The sequence below is a fragment of the Bilophila sp. T19-St14 genome, assembly GCF_059728385.1.
Map to the genome: position 1 here is coordinate 745136 of NZ_BAAGFT010000002.1, position 16722 is coordinate 761857.

Here is a 16722-nt window from a genome sequence, read left to right on the forward strand (position 1 = left end):
TGGAATTTCAAGGAAAAAAGCATCAGCCATTTTCTATGACACAGCCTTTCGTTACCGAGGAGGCGGCGAGCGGAGGCCCACCTGCCTCAGCGAGGGGATGCCGCTGTTCCTCGGCTTCCCTTCCGCATCCGGGGAAGGGCGGCGGCAAAGTATGGATACGACGCCTGCTGTGCCGAAGGGCGGTGGAACGGGCATGACGTGCCGTATCGCTTTTATCCGACATCGGCGGGCAACAGCGTCGGGGGCCTCTCAGGGGTTGATGATGGGCGGCCTTGAGGCCATCGTCGCCGGAGGCCGTGCCCGCGTTCCGCACGGCATGGAACGGGGCCGCCAACGGCTGCCATGAACAGGTATGCCGTTTTATCCTGCGGAACAGATGCGGTTCCGGCCTTCCTGTTTGGCACGGGCAAGGCGATGGTCGGCGACTTGAATGGCATGTTCAAGGATTTCAACGGAATTGAACGTATTGAGCAGTTCGGATTCGCCGATGAAGGACAGGCCGAAGCTGGCCGTGACCTTCATTTCAGGGGCTGGCCCATGAGTGGGGGCCAGCGAGCAGATTTCCCGTAAGCGGTTGACGTGTTCGATGCTTTCATCCCTGCCGATTCGGGGGATCAGGATGATAAATTCGTCGCCCCCGAAACGGCAGCACAGATCATCGTCATGGGAGGCCTCACGCAGGCGGCAGGCAAAGAGCTGAAGAACCCTGTCCCCGTTGGCGTGCCCAAAGTGTCCGTTTACATTTTTAAAGTTGTCGAGATCGGCAAGGGCGAGGCAAAGTGCCGGATGGGAATCCTGATGGAATTCCTTCGCGCGCCGGAGTTCGCTCATGGCCAATTTAAAAAAGGTGCGCCGGTTGAGGAGCCCCGTCAGCGTATCCTCGTCCGCAGGCACCCGATACCGTTCGAGCAGCCGGGAAAGCTCCTCGGCCCTGCTGTGCATCTCCCGGCTCATCTTGTTGAATGCCTTGGAAAAATCTCCCATGAACGATACGGACTGCGAATAGTCCCCCTGCGAGACGCGTTCCATCTGCCATGTAAGGTGGCGCAGGTTGGCCTCCGTAGCCTTGAGCGATCCGGCTACGAAGCCGCGTGCCTTGTTCCCTCTGCTCAGGTCTCCCTTGGACAAGGCTTGTACGTGCGCGCGGATTTCGGCCAAATCACAACAAAGCTTGCCGAAAGGATCGTCTTCAGGCAAGCCGGCGATGGAATCCGCAGACCACTGGGGATCCATGAGGATGGACGAAAGAATCGCTGTCGCTTCATTCGTCGAGAGGGGAGCGGTCATGAGTCACTCGGCAGCAGGTTTGACTTCAAAACGGCATGTTCTGTCGCCCGTACACCAACAGTCAACTTCTTTGGCTTCAAAAGGCTTGCCCGTAAAGCTCTCAAAAAGGCCGGAAATAAACCCTTCGTCATACGTACAGACGACATGGCCCAAATCCGGGAGCCCGGAACAGTCCAGATCCTCCGCCACGGTGAGCGTGAACTCCAGCTTATCCATGTCGGCATGTTCAATGTGGAGGATGCCGACCCCCATCTCTTCAAGGGCGGTTTGGGCCTTAGCGGCGAAATCGCTGAACGATGCGCATTTCCCAACATACCGTTTGCAGAATTCCATCCCGGCGAGGAACCCCGCTTTATATAACAACCTTTCAGATTGCCCCGTACCGTATTCAGTCTCAAGCACGTCGCGCAAGGTGTATTGGAAGAGCCTGTAGATTTCAAGGCGGGCCATTTTGCCAAGATTAGGGCGGCCAAGCTCTATGTCGCCAATATACTTCCAGTCAAAGGCATAAAGACGGTTTTCCATGGGTTCCCCGTGATGATGAAAGGCTGTGTCATAGAAAATGGTTGATGCTTTTTTCCTTGAAACTCCAAAAGGATAACAGGCAAAATGCCTTAGCCGTGTATCCCGCCGAGGGAAAACCGGAAAAAAGGCCGTATTTTCACCGTGCTGTGGAGATGAAACAGCCGCATGCCATGACAGGGCCATAAAAAAGGTTTGCAGAACATATCTTTGTCTTCAAATGAAATCAATACGTTCTTTATGACGGCGCTACAACCCTTTTTTGCGCCGGGCATCAACATTTCTCCATCAGCCTTGACAAAAGGGATGATTTCCTGTCTGGCACTGGCAGTACGCGGCGTTCCGCGCGGACACGATAATCAGAGAGGTTCCAATCATGAAACATATCCTTTTTGGGCTTGCCGCCGTGCTGTTCGCCTCTTCCGCAGCGCTGGCGGATGATCCGGCTGCGGCTCAGGAAAAAGCCGCCTCCGCAGCGTCTGCCCAATCCGCCGACTCCAATCCCGCCAAGCCTTCTTCCGGCGCTGCCGTTGAACATGCCACCAGCCCGGAAACCGCCGTTCCCGCCGGAGGCCCTTCCCCTGCCGCTTCCGCCGGGAGCGCTTCCCCTGCGGGGGAACGAGGCATCGGCCCTTTCTCGCTCGGCATGTCCCAAGATGAGGCGAAAGCGCTCGGCGCAAAACCCACCGACAACGCGGATATGCTCCAGCTCCCGTACAAGTGGATGGAGGCCGACTGGACTTGCGTGGTGCAGTTCCAAGAAGGCAAGGCGGCTGCGGTGATCTTGTATGCAAATATGGGTGATCCGCTCCTCGCACGGATATTCGACGACCTGCGCGCTCGCGGCTGCATGCCGATAACCGTACAGCCTGCAATGGGTCACGCTGATCTCTATCAGCTTGCGGCACAGGGAAAGAGCGACGATGAATGTTGGACAGCCATGCGCAAGCGCCTCAATGTCTTTTCCACCGCCACAGAGGGGGCCTGTTCCGTCCTGTTTACGACGCAGGGCTTTTTCAAAGCGCTTGCCGCCACCGTCAAAGAGCCTTCCCAAGAGGAGGCCATCCTTACTGGGCATACCGCCGATCCCGTCTACGCGGTGAATATCGATATGTCCGCGAATCAGCTTACCTATCTGGTCACTTCTTGGGGATTCATATCCAAATGACGGGTTAGGCTGCAAATAAAGGGCACGGCGTGTGACGCAAACGGGGGTTCCGGGACGGCTCAGGCTGATTCGGAACCCCTGTTTGCGTCTGGGGAGGCCCTTCGCGCATATCCGTCCTCTGAGGCTTTTTTAGGGGCGGCATGCGTGTGTGTCCCCTTCGGCGCCTTTCAGCCTTACGGATAGGATTTATGGCCCTATAAAGGGCATGTATTGTTCCATCCCCACAGCACGGTGAAAATACGGCCTTTTTCTCCGGCTTTCCCCTTGGCAGAAAGCCATAGCCAAGGCATGTTGCTGGCCATTTCTTTGGAGCTTCAACGAAAAAGCATCAGCCGTTTTCCATGACGCAGCCTTTTCATTAGATATATCTTTGCCGCTGTCGGCATGGGGCTTGATCCACGGCAGATATTGCCCCGAATGTATGGTATCTTGCTATAACCAATAAAAAAATTTTTAAGTATGCCTTATTGCATATATTAAAAAGTCCTTGACAGGAACTTCTGTTTCAGAAAAGAGTTATATCAACTCATGGAGCTAGTCTGATGATGGATCTAGACAACTGTCCCTGTTCCGGGGTGAACCTGCCGCGGTTCGTGCAGCCGGTGATTTTAGCGGTATTGTCCTCCGGGCCGCTGCACGGCTATCTTGTGGTGCAACGCCTTGCGGAAACAAGCCTTTTCCGCAAGCAGCCTCCAGACGCCACCGGCGTCTACCGGATGCTGAGGAATATGGAGCAGGAGGGTGTGCTGAAGTCGGACTGGGAACTTGAGGGCAGCGGCCCCGCCCGTAAGCGGTACAGGTTGACGGAAAAGGGCGGGCACTGCTTCAACCAATGGATGCGCACACTGACCTCGCATCAGGCTTTCATCGCCAACCTGCTGCTGTTCTTGCAGGACGCGCGCTCCGGGATGCATTCGGAACCATGCCCTATGCCGGAGGATTCCGTTTCCCTGTCTCCACAAGATCTGTTCCGGCCCTCCGGTTCGCTTTTCCCGCCCGCCCCCTGCGGCTGTGGGGCGTCCCAACCTGCTGCCGGGGCCAGGCCGATGGGCATCTATCCTTTCATTGACGCACTCAAAAACCGGGCGCTGCGCGGTATGGCCGTCTCGCGGGATGAGGTGCTGCGCCTGCTGGCCCTTGCGCCGGACTCAGAGGAAGCGGCTTACCTTGGGCGTGCGGCCAGGGAGGTTGCGCATATCGTGGCCGGCAATGAAGGGCGGGTGTGGAGCGCCATCGGCATCGACTGCCGCCCCTGTTCGATGAACTGCGGGTTTTGCGCGTTCGGTGAAAAGTGGGGCTTGATTGCCGAGCCGCATGAGTGGGACGACGAAGCCGTCATCAAGGCGGCACGGGCTTTTGTGGACGAAGGCGCGTCGTGGGTGACGCTGCGGACAACGGAATTTTATGGGCTCAACCGCCTTTGCGCGCTGGCGAAAAAGGTGCGCGGGGCCGTCCCCGGAGACTACGGGCTGGTGGTGAATACCGGTGAATTCGGGCCGGTTGAGGCACAGGCGATGCCCGCGTCGGGCATAGATGTCGTGTATCACTCCCTGCGGCTTGGGGAAGGTCGGGCGACATGCTTCCGGCCTGAGGATCGCAAGGCTACGCTGGCGGCGGTGCGGGATTCGGATCTCAAGCTGGCGCATCTGGTGGAACCCGTGGGGCCGGAGCACACGGATGAGGAGATCGCAGATGTGCTCATGGAGGCCCTTTCCAACGGCGCGGCCTTGAGCGGGGCAATGGCCCGCATCAACGTCAAGGGCACGCCCTTTGAATCGCACGCCCCCCTCCCGGATCGCCGCCTTGCCCAGATTGTAGCGATCACCCGCATCTGCGGGGGCGTGAACGTACCGGACATCTGCGTCCATCCCCCCTGCAAAGAGGCGCTTGAATGGGGCGCGAACGTCGTGGTTGTGGAGACCGGCGCCGTGCCCCGGAATGACGCCGAGTGTTCCGCCGAGTGGCAGGGGTTCACTGTTGCCGATGCCAAGCGGCTTTTCAGGGATGCCGGGTATGTCGTGAGGGGCTAGAGGAATGATTGGAGGGGGGAGGGGAACCCTTCTCCAGAAGGGTTCCCCTCCCCCCTCCAATCATTCCTCTAGCCCCTCCCAAGACTTTCGACCTTATCGAATCCCTTATTTCAGGCGGGGGAATGGGCCGCCGGTTCCCGGCGGGATGTCCGGTATTGCCCGGCAACGGAACCCCTCATCCCCTCCCCATATGTATTTTTAAGGCGGCTGTGTTTAAGTTTACGGTTGATAACTTTTCAGCGAAACCACGAGTAAACAAGGCTCTGTTATAGTTTGGGGTTGTTTCATCTCCACAGTGCGGTGAAAATACAGCCTTTTTCTCCGGTTTTCCTCTTTGCGGAATACAGGGCTAAGGCATTTTGTCGGTTATCCCTGTGGAACTTCAAGGAAAAAAGCATCAACCATTTTTTATAACACAGCCATTTTTAATGCGGAAACGGGATTTTTTTCGGCAATGATAACCGTGGCGGAATCACCTGACGCGACAGGAGCGATCCGTTTTCCTTCCGAACACTGTTCGGGAGGAAAACGGATCGCACTTGCCGGGGTTTGGGGGGCGGCTCGCCCCCCAAACAGGGGTCAAGGGGGCGGTAGCCCCTTGCCGCCGGAGGCGCACAACATGAGAAAGCTGCTCCTGACCTTCGTACTGGCCCTGGCCCTGTGCGTGCCGTCCCTGGCGGCGGAAACGTGGAACGTAGGCACATGGAAAACGGCCCAAACCATCCAGCCGTTCCTGTATGCGCCGTTTGCGGACGGCGCAGCGGTGAAGGTTCACCCGTTCACCAATCCGGGCGATCAGAAGGCCGCTTTGCTGGCGGGCAGCCTCGATATGACCGGGACTACGCTGGCGCTGGCGATTCAGGCCGCCTCGCGCGGGGAACCCATCGTGCTCGTCGCCTCGCTCGGCAACAAGTGCTCCGCGCTTGTGGTGAGGAAGGACGGCGGCGTCAAAAGCGTCGCGGATCTGAAAGGCAAAAAAATCGGCTATGTACCCGGTACGATGCATGAAATCCTGCTGCGGGAGACCCTCACCCGCGCCGGGCTCAATCCCGATAGGGACGCCAGGCTTGTCCGCATCGACTTCTTTGATATGGGAACCGCCCTCAGCCGGGGGGACATTGACGCCTACCTGTCCGGCGAGCCTCTGCCCACGCTGGCGAAGCGGCAGGGCTACGGGGAAATTTTGGCTTACCCGTATTATGGGGAAGGCATCGGGGCCATCAACAGCGGCATGATCGTGCGGCGCGATTTTGTGGAGGAAAAGCCGGAGCGCGTGATGGAAATGATCCGCGCCCACCGGAAGGCCACCGAACAATGCATGTCCGACAAGGCGTTTTGGCTCGGAACAGCATCGAAGATGTTCGGCGTGGAGTTTGACGTGCTGCGTGACGCCGCCGACAACATGGAACTTGTATGGGACATGGACGATGCCTTTATGAAGCAGCTTTCCGCCCTCGGCAAGCGTATGCTGGAACTAGGCATCATCAAGAGGGAACCCGATTATGGCGCGCTGGTGGATCGCCGCTTCGTGGATGCCCTGCGCGAAGGCAAGTAAGACATCATGAAGGCAGGATCGGCGGGCATGGGGCGGGAGGCGGAAGGCTGCGGGGGATTGCCCCATGAGGCCCCTTCTGTGCCGTCACCCCCAAAAGGCTTCACCGGGGAGCCGCGCCGGGGGGCTGCGGGGGCAGGCCCGGAGGGGCCGCCGCCTGGAAACCCGTTAAGGGCTTCCGGGCGCTTTGCCGGGGCGTGGGTTTTGAAGGGGCGCATCCTTCCTTGGCTCCTTCCGCTGCTTCTGTTCGTTTGTTGGGAATCGGCAACATCCGGCGGGCTTGCCCCGGAATATCTCCTGCCGTCGCCGGGGACGGTGTGGGAAACGGTGTGCGCGTATATGGGCGCGGTATCGGAAGGCCATGCGGATGCCTATGCCGGGCGCTTCTGGGGTGATGTGTCCGCAAGCCTCGGACGTGTGGCGAGCGGCTACCTGTTGGCGGCGATCCCCGGTGTGGCGCTGGGCCTGGCTTCGGGGCGGGTTCCCGCCCTGGCGAGCCTGCTTTCACCGATCATCAATGGGATACGCGCCGTTCCGGGCATAAGTTGGCTGCCGCTGGCGTTGCTGTGGCTTGGCATCGGTTTCCGGGCCACCGTGTTCTTGATCGCGCTGGCCGGTTTTTTCCCGGCCTACCTGAATGCGGCGGCGGGAGCGGCCTCAGTGCCCCCTGTGCTGATCCGTGCGGGCCGTATGCTTGGGTTCGGGCGGCGGGCCATTTTTTTCCGGGTCGTGCTTCCGTCAGCCATGCCGCAGGTGCGGACGGGTTTGCGGGTGGCGCTCGGCATGAGTTTTTCGTATTTGGTACTCGGCGAGCTGACGGGCGTCCCGGACGGCCTCGGCGCCATGATCATGGATGCGCGGCTGGCGGGGCGCGTGGATCTGCTGGTTTCGGGCATTATCCTGATTGCGCTGGTGGGGTGGCTATGCGACGTGTTGCTTGTGCGGGCGCTTTCGGCGGCCTCAGTGAGCCTGAGGCGGCAATGACGCCTTTTTTCGCCTGTTCCGGGATATGGAAATCCTTCCGTAAGGGGGGCGGAGCACGCCTCGTTCTGCCGGGTGTTTCAGTCGCCGTTCCCCGTGGCGGCGTATTGGCCCTGATCGGGGCTTCGGGATGCGGCAAGACGACGTTGCTGAATATCCTTGCCGGGTTCGATGTCCCCGATGCCGGTACGGTGACGCTGGAAGGCAGGCCTTGCGGCGGCCCCGGCCCGGATAGGGCGGTCGTGTTTCAGGAGCCTGCGCTGTTCCCGTGGCTGACGGCATTGGAAAACGTGGAGATCGGGCTTGAGGCCGCGGGCGTCCCGCCTGACGCCCGGCGTGCACGGGCTCTCGATATGCTGGCGCTGACCGGGCTTTCTGGCCGGGAGGGGCAGATCCCGGCGGAACTTTCCGGAGGCCAGAAACAGCGGGTCGCACTCGCGCGGGTATTGGCCCTGTCGCCGCCTGTGCTGCTCATGGACGAGCCCTTCGCCGCGCTGGACGCCATCACGCGGGAGCAGATGCAGTCATTGCTGATGGCGTTGCACGCGCGCATCGGCATGGGGATTGTTCTTGTGACGCACGATGTGGAGGAGGCGCTGCTGCTCGGCGACGAGGTCTGTGTTATGGCCTCCGGGCAGGGCATCGTGGCTTCCCGCCGTGTGGAGGCTCCCCGGACTGGTGAAGTTGCCGATCGGGAACTTCTGCGGGAGCTGAAGGCAATCTTGCGGCAAAGCATGGAAGGGCAGGGTGGCCCTTTTCCGGCATCGTGAAAGCCCCCCAGAAACGTGCCTGACGGATCAGCTTTCCAACGTATGCCTAGGTCGTGTTCACACCATGCTGAATTTTTCCCATAATTGAAAAGGGTTGAAGAAAAATGCAGCTCACTCGAAAATGAGGATAACCATTTGTAAAAATATGTTTATCCTCCATTTGTGTGAACAGGCTCTAGCGAAAAAACGTAGCCTGTAAGGTTATAAATGGCTCTGTCATAGTATGCGGTTGTTTCATCCCACAGTGTGGTGAAAATACAGCCTATTTCTCCAGTTTTCCCCTTGGCGAAACCTATGGCTAAGGCATTTTGCTGGTTATTCCTTTGAAACTTCAAGGAAAAAAGCCTCAGCCATTTTCTATGACACAGCCTCATAAATCAATAACAGTATATAATCATTGTTTATTTAATATCATGCCTCTTTGCCGAACTGGGCCATGCGCAGGCCGGTCTCCTTGTAATGTTCGCGGAGGACGGTTTCCACGTACTTGACATTACGGGAGTAGACGGCCTCGGCTACGGCATGGTGGCGGTCGGCGTATTCCCTTGGCGTAAACATGGTAATCCAGTGCTGATAATAAAGGTATTTGGATATGGTCGCACAGGAGGTGCGGGCCATTTCCACGAGCCGGGTATTGTCACAGGCCATGAAGAGGGTCGCGTGGAACAGCTCGTCGATTTCGGCAAGCTCGTCGAGTTTGGTGGCGTAGCTGATTTTTCCTTCCATCTGCCGGACGACGGCCCGGAAGGTTTCCATGTTTGCCTCGGTCCAGAGCGGCAGGGATTCAGCGACGCCCGCGCCTTCAAGGATGCCCGCAACGACGTAGCTGTCGTAGATTTCTTTTCCGGTCATCTGCCTGACGTGTTTACCCTTTTGCGGCTCAGAGGTGATCAGCCCCTCCTGAACGAGCACTTGCAGCGCTTCCCGGATGGGGGCCCGGCTGATCCCAAGCTGCTCAGAAAGGGCGGCCTCTTTGACAGGGGCGCCGATTTCCAGCGTACCTTTACGGATAAGTGAGCGGATATAGTTGGTTACCTGATTACAATATGTTTGCTTCGTAAAATCCATTGATGCTCCGAACAGATGCGGGGCTTGAAAGAGAGTTGCCCTATGGGGTTTCGTCATGCGGTTCGGGATAAAGTTCTACGTGGTTTCGGCATGTCGTGCAAGGCTGGGCATTGTCTTTTGAGGAGAGGCTGCGCACTGTTTATGGGATAGGCACGTTATGGAAAGGCACCGTCGGAGCATTTGATGGAAGCCATTTTACAGCAATTGATTTGGCTCTGTTATAGTATGTGGTTGTTTTATCTCCACAGTGTGCTGAAAATACAGCCTTTTTCTCCGGTTTTCCTCTTGGCGAGAGCCACGGATAAGGCATTTTGCCGGTTATCCCTTTGGAGCTTCAAGAAAAAGCATCAACCGCTTTCTACAATACAGCCATTGATTTCATTGGCTCTGTCATAGCACATGGTTGTTTTGTCTCGACAATATACTGAAAAATATATGCTTTTTCTCCAATTTTCCGCTGGCGGGCTCCATGACCGGAGGATTTTATTGGTTATCCCTTTTGAATTTCAAGAGATAAAGCATCAACCGTTTTCTATGACACAGCCATTTCATTTAAGGATCTGTCATAGCATGTAGTTTTTTATCTCCACAGCACACTGAAAATACAGACTTTTTATCCAGCTTTCCATTGTCCGAATCCATGCCTAGGCCGTGTCGTCATTTTGTATAATTATTTAAAATAATCTTTTTGTGACTTAAAAATAGTTAAATAGCTTCAACAGACTATATCTAATTGACGACACGACCCAGGAAATGGGGAAACCGCAAGGGAAGGGTGGGAGCCAAGAAGCCGCAGGAAAAGGAGCGCGCCGTGGGGCGCTGGGGAGGCCGTTCACGAGGGACCAAGAAGGCCGGAGCCTCTCCGCCGCTGTATGCGGAAAGGCTCCGGCTGGGGGAGTATGGAATCAATAAAAGGCGGTTAGGCGCGGAAGGTGGGCAGATAGGCATACAGCGCCGGGGAGCCGCCGGTGTGGAGGAACAGCACGTTGGAGCCCTTGGGGAAGTATCCCTTATGGGCCAGATCGATGAGGCCGGACATGGCCTTGCCGGAGTAGACGGGGTCGAGCAGGATGCCTTCCGTGCGGGCGAGCATCTTGACGGCCTCGACCATGGCGTCGGTGGGCAGGGAGTAGCCGGGGCCCACGTAGTCGTCGAAGGCTACGACTTTCTCGGCGGGCACGCGGGCTTCGACACCGATATATTCGAGGGTTTCATTGGCGAGGTTGAGGACGGCGGCCTCCTGAACGGGCTTCTTGCGGTTGACGCCGATGCCTGTGACCGGGATGCCCGCGTTGTTGCCGACCATGCCCGCGATGATGCCCGCGTGGGTACCCGCGCTGCCGCTTGGGACAACCATGTGGTCAATGGCGAGGCCGCGGTCGAAGAGCTGGCGCAGGACTTCTTCGGCGCAGCTCACATAGCCGAGGGCACCGATCTTGTTGGAAGCGCCGCCGGGCACAATATAGGGCTTTTTGCCTTCGGCACGCAGCTTTTCGGCGAGCTTTTCCATTTCGCCGAGCATATTGGAGCCGCCGGGGACCACGGTGACGGACTTCACGTCGAGAAGCTGGAACAGGAAGTTGTTGCCCGAAGCTTCGGGGTTGTAGCTGTCCTTCACGCGTTCTTCAAGGACGAGGTGGCAGTCGAGGCCTTCCTTGACGGCCCAGGCGAGGGTCAGGCGGCAATGGTTGGACTGCACGGCGCCGCAGGTGATGATGGTGTCCGCGCCTTGATTGATCGCGTCGGCCATGCTGAAGTCGAGTTTGCGGGTCTTGTTGCCTCCGGCGGTGCCGGGAAGCAGGTCATCGCGCTTGATATAGACGTTGATGTCCGCGCCGAGGGCTTTGGAGAAGTTAGGAAGCGCTTCCAGAGGCGTGGGTTCGGTCACATAGCCGCGACGGGGGAACTTGGCGAGATTCATAATGGCCTCCTGTGGGTATGATGTGCTGCTGCCGCAGCATTTTTTGATGTTTTTTCAAAATGTCGACATTCGACAATTTGGTTGTGCCATCGGCTCCCTATCTTGTCAAGAGCCTTTATCCGAGAAAATGTCATTGTTTGATTTTTTTGTTATTTCAAAAAATTACACTCTAATACAAGCATGATTCAGCCGTGCTGGGCACGGGGCCGCGCACCAGTGGTTCCGCTGGAAGAGGAACCGGAAAGGATGCCGGTTTTCAGTGCGGGTTCACCTTTTCTTTTCCTTCCGCGCCGTCCGAGGCCGGAAGGGGCGTAAACCGGGCCGCAAGCGGCAGAGGCAGTGTTTCCTTACTCCGTATGTTGGCGGAATCGGGACATCTTTGGAGTCAGACGACGGCGAGCACTTCGATTTCAACCAGCCCGCCGAGGGGCAATTCCTTGACCGCCACGCAGGAACGGGCGGGAGGGTTCTCGGCGAATACTTTGGAGTATTCCGCGTTGACCAACGGAAAATCCGCCATGTTGGTGATGAACACGGTGGTTTTGACCACGTTTTCGATGTCCGCCCCGGCTGCGGAGAGGAGCGCCCGGATGTTCTTCAGGCTTTGTTCCGTCTGGGCCGCGACGCCTTCGGGGAGTTTGCCCGTGGCGGGATCGATGCCGAGCTGTCCGGAGCAGTACAGGGTTTCGCCTGAGCGGACGGCTTGGGAGTAAGGGCCGATGGCTGCGGGCGCATCGGCGGTGGAGAGGATGGTTTTCATAGTGTTTTCCTTTGAGTCCTTATGAATATGGATGGTCTGGTTTGGCCGGTTGGGGCGTTCAGCGGAGCTTTTCGGGGGCGAAGGCCCTGACCAGCTCCCGTGCGAGGATGTCGGTGGCATCAATGAGCGGGACGCCGCCGAGTTCCTTTTCGGGGAGCGCGAGCGGGATCTCGGTGCAGCCGAGGATGATCGCGTCGGCGTTTCCGGCAAGGCGGCGGGCTTCATCCAGAAGATCGGCGCGGGCGCGTTCCGTGACCGGGTTCCGGGCCTTGATGCCGTACTCGCGGTTGCTGATGGCCTCCTGCACCCGGGCGCAGCCGTCCGGGGCGGGATGCAGGGCCACCAGCCCGGCGCGTTCGAGGCTGTCCTGATAGAGCCGGGTTTCCAACGTCGCCAGCGTGCTCAGGATGCCGATGCGCGCGCCTTCCCCGCAGCGTTGCCGCACATGGCGGACTACGGCGTCGATCATGTGCACGAAACGCACGGGCCGCCCGGTCGCGTTGAGCTTTTCGAGGGCCGCGTCCAATATCCTTGGGCTGTGGGCCGTGTTGCAGGGCATACCGATGACGGTCGCCCCGGCCTCCGCCAGTTCCGCCATGATGTCCCCTATGGCCTCGCCGGGATTGTCCACCGTCTTGCCGAGCAGGAAGGCCGGGCGTTCCCCGATCCGGTCAGGGAAAGAATAGAGCATGACCGGCAAGTGTTCTTGATCCGTCTCGGCTCTGGTGTGGTCAAAGAGTTTGCGCGTCAGATCCAGCCCCGCATGGGGCCCGACGCCGCCGACGATGCCGATCCGTTTATCCTGTCGCATGGTTGTCTCCTGTTCCCGCCGCGGAAGGGAGTTTTTTCGCGGCGTCCACTGCCCGGAAAGGTTTCCGGGCGGGTTATTCGGCCGCAGCGAGCCGTTCGCCGCGTTCAGGGTCGAAATCGTTTTCCAGCTTTGAAACAAACAGGGCGCCCGTGGCGTCGCCAAGCACGTTGATGGTGGTGCGGGCCATGTCCATGATGCGGTCGACGCCGGCGACGAGAGCGATGGCTTCCAACGGGATGCCCACCTGCGTGAAGACCATCGTGATCATGATGAGGGCCGCGCCGGGCACGCCCATGGAGCCGATAGAGGCGAGGACGGCGAGCAGGATGACGGTGAGCTGCCTATCAAGCGGCATGGGGATGCCGTAGACCTCGGCGGCGAAGATGGCGGCGATGCCCATGTAGATGGCCGCGCCGTCCATGTTGATGGTGTTGCCGAGCGGGATGGAGAAGGAAGATACGGATCGGGACGCGCCGAGCTTCTGGACGCTGAGGAGCGTGGTGGAGAGGGCGGCGGCGCTTGAGCAGGTGGTGAAGGCGATCATCATCGGGGAGGCGAGGCCCTTGAGGAAGCGGCTGGCGGTAAGGCCCGTGACCTTCACGCAGGGGAGGTAGACGATGAGAATCTGAAGGATGCAGGCGAGATACATGACGAGCACGAGCTTGATGAGCGGCAGGAGCACGCCGAGGCCGTGCATGCTTACGGTGTAGGCCATGAGGCCGAACACGCCGATGGGTGCGTAGAGCATGACGAAGCCCGTAACCTTGATCATGACGTCGGCCGCGCCGTCGAAGAAGTGGAGCACCTGCCTGCCCTTGTCTCCGATGACGCTGAGGCCGAAGCCGAAGAGCAGGGCGAAGAAGATGATCTGGAGCATGTTGCCCTTGGAAAGGGCTTCAATGGGGTTGATCGGGACGATGTTCAGGAACACGTCGACGAGCGTGGGCGGGGCGACTTCCTTGGCCTTGAGGCCTTCCGTGGAAATGGACAGCCCGCTGCCGGGCTGGAAGATGTTGGCGAGCACAAGGCCGATGACCACGGCGACGGCTGTGGTAATAAGGTAATAGGCCAGCGTCTTGCCGGCTACGCGCCCAAGTTTGCTTACGTCGCCGACGCTGGCCGCACCCGCGACGAGGGTGGTCAGCACGAGCGGCACCACGACCATGCGCACCAGATTGATGAACAATTGGCCTACGGGCTTGTACCATGAGGGATCAAGCCCCATCGCGGGGGTCAGCGCTCCGGCGGCGACGCCGAGAACCATGCCGATAGCCATCTGCGTGGGCAGACTCATCCGGGAACCCTTCATATGCTTCCTCCGTCTTTTCCCGCGGGATTGCGGGCTTGTTTGCGGCGCCGCAACGCTTGTGCGTGGTTGCGGCGTCTCCCTTGGCGATTTTTATTTGTCGATTGTATAAATGTCGACAATCGTTCATTCCGTTTTTCACATAAGAGCCCGTCCGTGTCAATACGGCGGACGATTTTTTCCATAACCTTTTTTAATAGATTTATATTACATCAAAAATAAGCCGTTCCCGAATGCCGTTCCTGCCGTTCTTTTGTTCAGAAATGCGGCAAAGCATTCAGGATACGTTGAAAGGCTCTCCGGTCCTGCTGCGGGGACGGTTGGGGGTATTTTTATAAAATAGAATAAATACAAATGGATAAAAATAACTCAAACATGCCGGTTTCGAGGGGAAGAATCATTGATGTATTTTTATTTTTGGAGATAACAACAAGAAAATAATGGTATTTTTATGCCTTGGCAGGGCTTCTTTTTAGGCTGATATGACAAGAAGGCTTGATTCTTTTTTCACGTAGCTCTATATCCAAATCAGTTATTGTCGAATGTCGACAATAGAACAAATACAGGCAACGCCTAAGCGGATAAGAAGGAGTGCCTCATGCAGGAAAAGAAGCTTGAAATGTACGGCGGATTGTTCGGCGGCCTGATCCCTCTCATCGTGCTGGTGGGAGGGCTCGTCTGGCTGTCGGTTGCGGAGCGGGGCGGCACCAAGCCCTTTTGGGCCTGCGCGTGGATCGCGCTGTGCGTTGGGATCTTCTTTGCCAAAAACAAGGAGGAATACTGCAAGGCGGCGATGCGGGGCATCGGCGACCGCACGGGCATCGTCATCGTTACGGCGTGGCTGCTGGCCGGGGTGTTCGGCCAGCTCATGGCCGCAGGTGGGCTTGTGCAGGGGCTCTTGTGGATGGGCATGACGACCGGGGCACAGGGCGGGGTCTTCGTGGTGCTGGTCTTCCTCGCCGCGATGCTGTTCGCCCTCGGCACGGGCACGAGCACCGGCACCTGCATTGCCCTGTCGCCGGTGCTGTATCCGGCGGGCTATTTCCTCGGAGCGGATCCGGCCATGCTCGGGCTGGCGATCCTGTCCGGCGCGGCTTTCGGGGACAACCTCGCGCCCATCTCCGACACCACCATCGTCTCGGCCTACACGCAGGGGGCCGAAATGCGCGACGTGGTGCGCAGCCGTTTCCCGTTGGCCATTTCGGCGGCGTCCATTTCCGCCGTGGTGTTCCTTGTGTTCGGCGGAGGCGGGGAAGTGCGGCCCCTTCCCGAAATGCAGGCCGGCTTGAACCCGTCAGGCCTGTTCATGCTTTTGGCGCTTGCGGCTGTCGTCGTCTCGGCGCTCAAGGGGCGGCATATCATCGAATCGCTCATTTACGGCAATGTTGCCGCCGCGTTCGTCGGCATGTTGATTGGAACCATCCGGCCTGCCGACATCTTCAGCGTCCCCGCCGCAAAGGGAGGTTCCACGGGCCTCATTCAGGCCGGGATAGACAACGTGGTCGGCGCGATCATCTTTGCGATCCTGATTCTGGCGGTGACGCAGATATTGGTGGAATGCGGCATCATGCGGCGTATCCTGGACTTCGCCCAGAGCACGCTGGTTACCGGCGTCCGGCAGGCCGAACTCTTCATCGTCGGCGTGACCATTCTGGCCTCGATCCCCATTTCCGCCAATGCCCCGGCGGAACTGCTGGTGGGGCCGAGCATCGTGCGGCCTCTGGGCGAGCGCTTCGGCCTCGCGGCGGCGCGGCGCGCCAACCTCATGGACTGCGCGGTGTGCACGATCTTCTTTGTCCTGCCGTGGCATATCGCGGTGGCGGCGTGGTACGGGGCGCTCTACAGCGCGGCGGAAACCTACGCCATCCCCGCCCCGCCCATCAGCGCGGCCCTGTACAATCCCTATTCATGGGCACTGCTCGCGGTGCTGCTGTTCTCCGCCTTCACCGGCTGGAACCGCAAGTACGCCAAGGATGAAGCGCCCGCCGCATGACTTTGGCGGACTTTGCCCCGGAACCGAATGGGGCGGAGCCCGCTAACCCCGGCAGGAGCCTGCCTCCGTACTCCGCAAGGGGCCGCCCCTGTCGGCCCGCCCCTTGACCCGGTAGGAGGTTGGAACTTTTTTCCTTTGAAATATAAGCTGATTCAATAAAACTGAGGAAGGGAGTGGAAACCGTTTTAAGGAAAAGTTTCCACTTCCTCCCTTTTTTATTTGGCGCTGCCATAGGATGCGGTTATTTCATCTTTACAGTATGGAGAAAATGGAGTCTTTTTCTCCAATTTTCCGTTGGCGGACTCCATGCCTGAGGCATTTTATCGGCTATTCCTTTGTAACTTGAAGAAATGAAGCATCTACGACATGTTGCTGATTATTTCTTTGGAACTCCAAGGAAAAAAGCATCAACCATTTTCTCTTTGAAGTTCCAGAGGGATAATCAACAAAATGTTTTAGCTGTGGATTCCGTCAATGGTAAAACCGGATAAAAAACCATATTTTCAGCATACTGTGGAGATGAAACAATCATATACTATGACACAGCCTTTTA

At 58.2% G+C, this 16722-nt stretch carries 14 protein-coding genes; 7 read left to right on the forward strand and 7 right to left on the reverse strand.

Annotation, left to right across the window (positions count from 1 at the left end):
• Positions 1-151: 151 nt before the first annotated feature.
• The gene (locus AC6I1V_RS17655; RefSeq protein WP_486854381.1) at positions 152-346 is read left to right on the forward strand and encodes a hypothetical protein; all 195 of its coding nucleotides are present in this window, start codon (positions 152-154) and stop codon (positions 344-346) included.
• A gap of 14 nt (positions 347-360) precedes the next feature.
• Here AC6I1V_RS17655 and AC6I1V_RS17660 read toward each other — a convergent pair whose 3' ends face one another.
• Positions 361-1287, reverse strand: coding sequence for a GGDEF domain-containing protein (locus AC6I1V_RS17660; RefSeq protein ID WP_486854380.1), 927 nt, complete (start codon positions 1285-1287; stop codon positions 361-363).
• A gap of 3 nt (positions 1288-1290) precedes the next feature.
• Positions 1291-1812 (reverse strand): V4R domain-containing protein, encoded by a 522-nt coding sequence (locus tag AC6I1V_RS17665; RefSeq protein ID WP_308771805.1) that lies wholly within the window; start codon positions 1810-1812, stop codon positions 1291-1293.
• 373 nt (positions 1813-2185) lie between these two features.
• Between AC6I1V_RS17665 and AC6I1V_RS17670 the strand changes: the two genes are divergently transcribed.
• The 5 genes from AC6I1V_RS17670 to AC6I1V_RS17690 all read left to right on the forward strand — a co-directional run bounded on the left by AC6I1V_RS17670 (position 2186) and on the right by AC6I1V_RS17690 (position 8310).
• Positions 2186-2977, forward strand: coding sequence for a hypothetical protein (locus AC6I1V_RS17670; protein ID WP_486854379.1), 792 nt, complete (start codon positions 2186-2188; stop codon positions 2975-2977).
• Positions 2978-3519: 542 nt separating this feature from the next.
• On the forward strand, positions 3520-5007 hold the full coding sequence (locus AC6I1V_RS17675) for a helix-turn-helix transcriptional regulator (RefSeq protein ID WP_486854378.1): 1488 nt from the start codon (positions 3520-3522) through the stop codon (positions 5005-5007).
• A gap of 619 nt (positions 5008-5626) precedes the next feature.
• Entirely contained in the window at positions 5627-6562 is a 936-nt protein-coding gene (locus AC6I1V_RS17680; RefSeq protein WP_486854377.1) for an ABC transporter substrate-binding protein, read from the forward strand.
• Positions 6563-6568: 6 nt separating this feature from the next.
• Complete coding sequence (locus AC6I1V_RS17685) at positions 6569-7543, forward strand: ABC transporter permease (RefSeq protein WP_486854376.1); 975 nt, start codon at positions 6569-6571, stop codon at positions 7541-7543.
• Entirely contained in the window at positions 7540-8310 is a 771-nt protein-coding gene (locus AC6I1V_RS17690) for an ABC transporter ATP-binding protein (protein WP_497737290.1), read from the forward strand. The genes AC6I1V_RS17685 and AC6I1V_RS17690 overlap by 4 nt, the downstream gene beginning before the upstream one ends.
• A 411-nt stretch (positions 8311-8721) precedes the next feature.
• On the opposite strand, the gene AC6I1V_RS17695 is transcribed toward AC6I1V_RS17690, so the two are convergent.
• The 5 genes from AC6I1V_RS17695 to AC6I1V_RS17715 form a co-directional block, all read right to left on the reverse strand.
• The gene (locus AC6I1V_RS17695; protein WP_479859914.1) at positions 8722-9378 is read right to left on the reverse strand and encodes a GntR family transcriptional regulator; all 657 of its coding nucleotides are present in this window, start codon (positions 9376-9378) and stop codon (positions 8722-8724) included.
• Between the two features lie 919 nt (positions 9379-10297).
• On the reverse strand, positions 10298-11299 hold the full coding sequence (cuyA, locus tag AC6I1V_RS17700) for a D-cysteate sulfo-lyase (protein WP_486854587.1): 1002 nt from the start codon (positions 11297-11299) through the stop codon (positions 10298-10300).
• 385 nt (positions 11300-11684) lie between these two features.
• Positions 11685-12059: a RidA family protein gene (locus AC6I1V_RS17705; RefSeq protein ID WP_486850967.1), complete on the reverse strand. Its 375-nt coding sequence runs from the start codon at positions 12057-12059 to the stop codon at positions 11685-11687.
• 58 nt (positions 12060-12117) lie between these two features.
• On the reverse strand, positions 12118-12870 hold the full coding sequence (locus AC6I1V_RS17710) for an aspartate/glutamate racemase family protein (protein WP_482330807.1): 753 nt from the start codon (positions 12868-12870) through the stop codon (positions 12118-12120).
• 73 nt (positions 12871-12943) lie between these two features.
• Positions 12944-14179 carry a dicarboxylate/amino acid:cation symporter gene (locus AC6I1V_RS17715; RefSeq protein WP_302553760.1) on the reverse strand — a complete coding sequence of 412 codons (1236 nt, stop codon included), beginning with the start codon at positions 14177-14179 and terminating at the stop codon, positions 12944-12946.
• Positions 14180-14774: 595 nt separating this feature from the next.
• Here AC6I1V_RS17715 and AC6I1V_RS17720 point away from each other — a divergent pair.
• Positions 14775-16169, forward strand: a complete 1395-nt coding sequence (locus AC6I1V_RS17720) for a Na+/H+ antiporter NhaC family protein (protein ID WP_486854586.1) — start codon at positions 14775-14777, stop codon at positions 16167-16169.
• Positions 16170-16722 lie beyond the last annotated feature (553 nt).

Excerpts from the sequence above, each read along its gene's own strand:
- AC6I1V_RS17655 (WP_486854381.1), top strand. The coding sequence starts at position 152 with ATGGATACGACGCCTGCTGTGCCGAAGGGCGGTGGAACGGGCATGACG.
- AC6I1V_RS17660 (WP_486854380.1), bottom strand. The coding sequence starts at position 1,287 with ATGACCGCTCCCCTCTCGACGAATGAAGCGACAGCGATTCTTTCGTCC.
- AC6I1V_RS17665 (WP_308771805.1), bottom strand. The coding sequence starts at position 1,812 with ATGGAAAACCGTCTTTATGCCTTTGACTGGAAGTATATTGGCGACATA.
- AC6I1V_RS17670 (WP_486854379.1), top strand. The coding sequence starts at position 2,186 with ATGAAACATATCCTTTTTGGGCTTGCCGCCGTGCTGTTCGCCTCTTCC.
- AC6I1V_RS17675 (WP_486854378.1), top strand. The coding sequence starts at position 3,520 with ATGATGGATCTAGACAACTGTCCCTGTTCCGGGGTGAACCTGCCGCGG.
- AC6I1V_RS17680 (WP_486854377.1), top strand. The coding sequence starts at position 5,627 with ATGAGAAAGCTGCTCCTGACCTTCGTACTGGCCCTGGCCCTGTGCGTG.
- AC6I1V_RS17685 (WP_486854376.1), top strand. The coding sequence starts at position 6,569 with ATGAAGGCAGGATCGGCGGGCATGGGGCGGGAGGCGGAAGGCTGCGGG.
- AC6I1V_RS17690 (WP_497737290.1), top strand. The coding sequence starts at position 7,540 with ATGACGCCTTTTTTCGCCTGTTCCGGGATATGGAAATCCTTCCGTAAG.
- AC6I1V_RS17695 (WP_479859914.1), bottom strand. The coding sequence starts at position 9,378 with ATGGATTTTACGAAGCAAACATATTGTAATCAGGTAACCAACTATATC.
- cuyA (WP_486854587.1), bottom strand. The coding sequence starts at position 11,299 with ATGAATCTCGCCAAGTTCCCCCGTCGCGGCTATGTGACCGAACCCACG.
- AC6I1V_RS17705 (WP_486850967.1), bottom strand. The coding sequence starts at position 12,059 with ATGAAAACCATCCTCTCCACCGCCGATGCGCCCGCAGCCATCGGCCCT.
- AC6I1V_RS17710 (WP_482330807.1), bottom strand. The coding sequence starts at position 12,870 with ATGCGACAGGATAAACGGATCGGCATCGTCGGCGGCGTCGGGCCCCAT.
- AC6I1V_RS17715 (WP_302553760.1), bottom strand. The coding sequence starts at position 14,179 with ATGAAGGGTTCCCGGATGAGTCTGCCCACGCAGATGGCTATCGGCATG.
- AC6I1V_RS17720 (WP_486854586.1), top strand. The coding sequence starts at position 14,775 with ATGCAGGAAAAGAAGCTTGAAATGTACGGCGGATTGTTCGGCGGCCTG.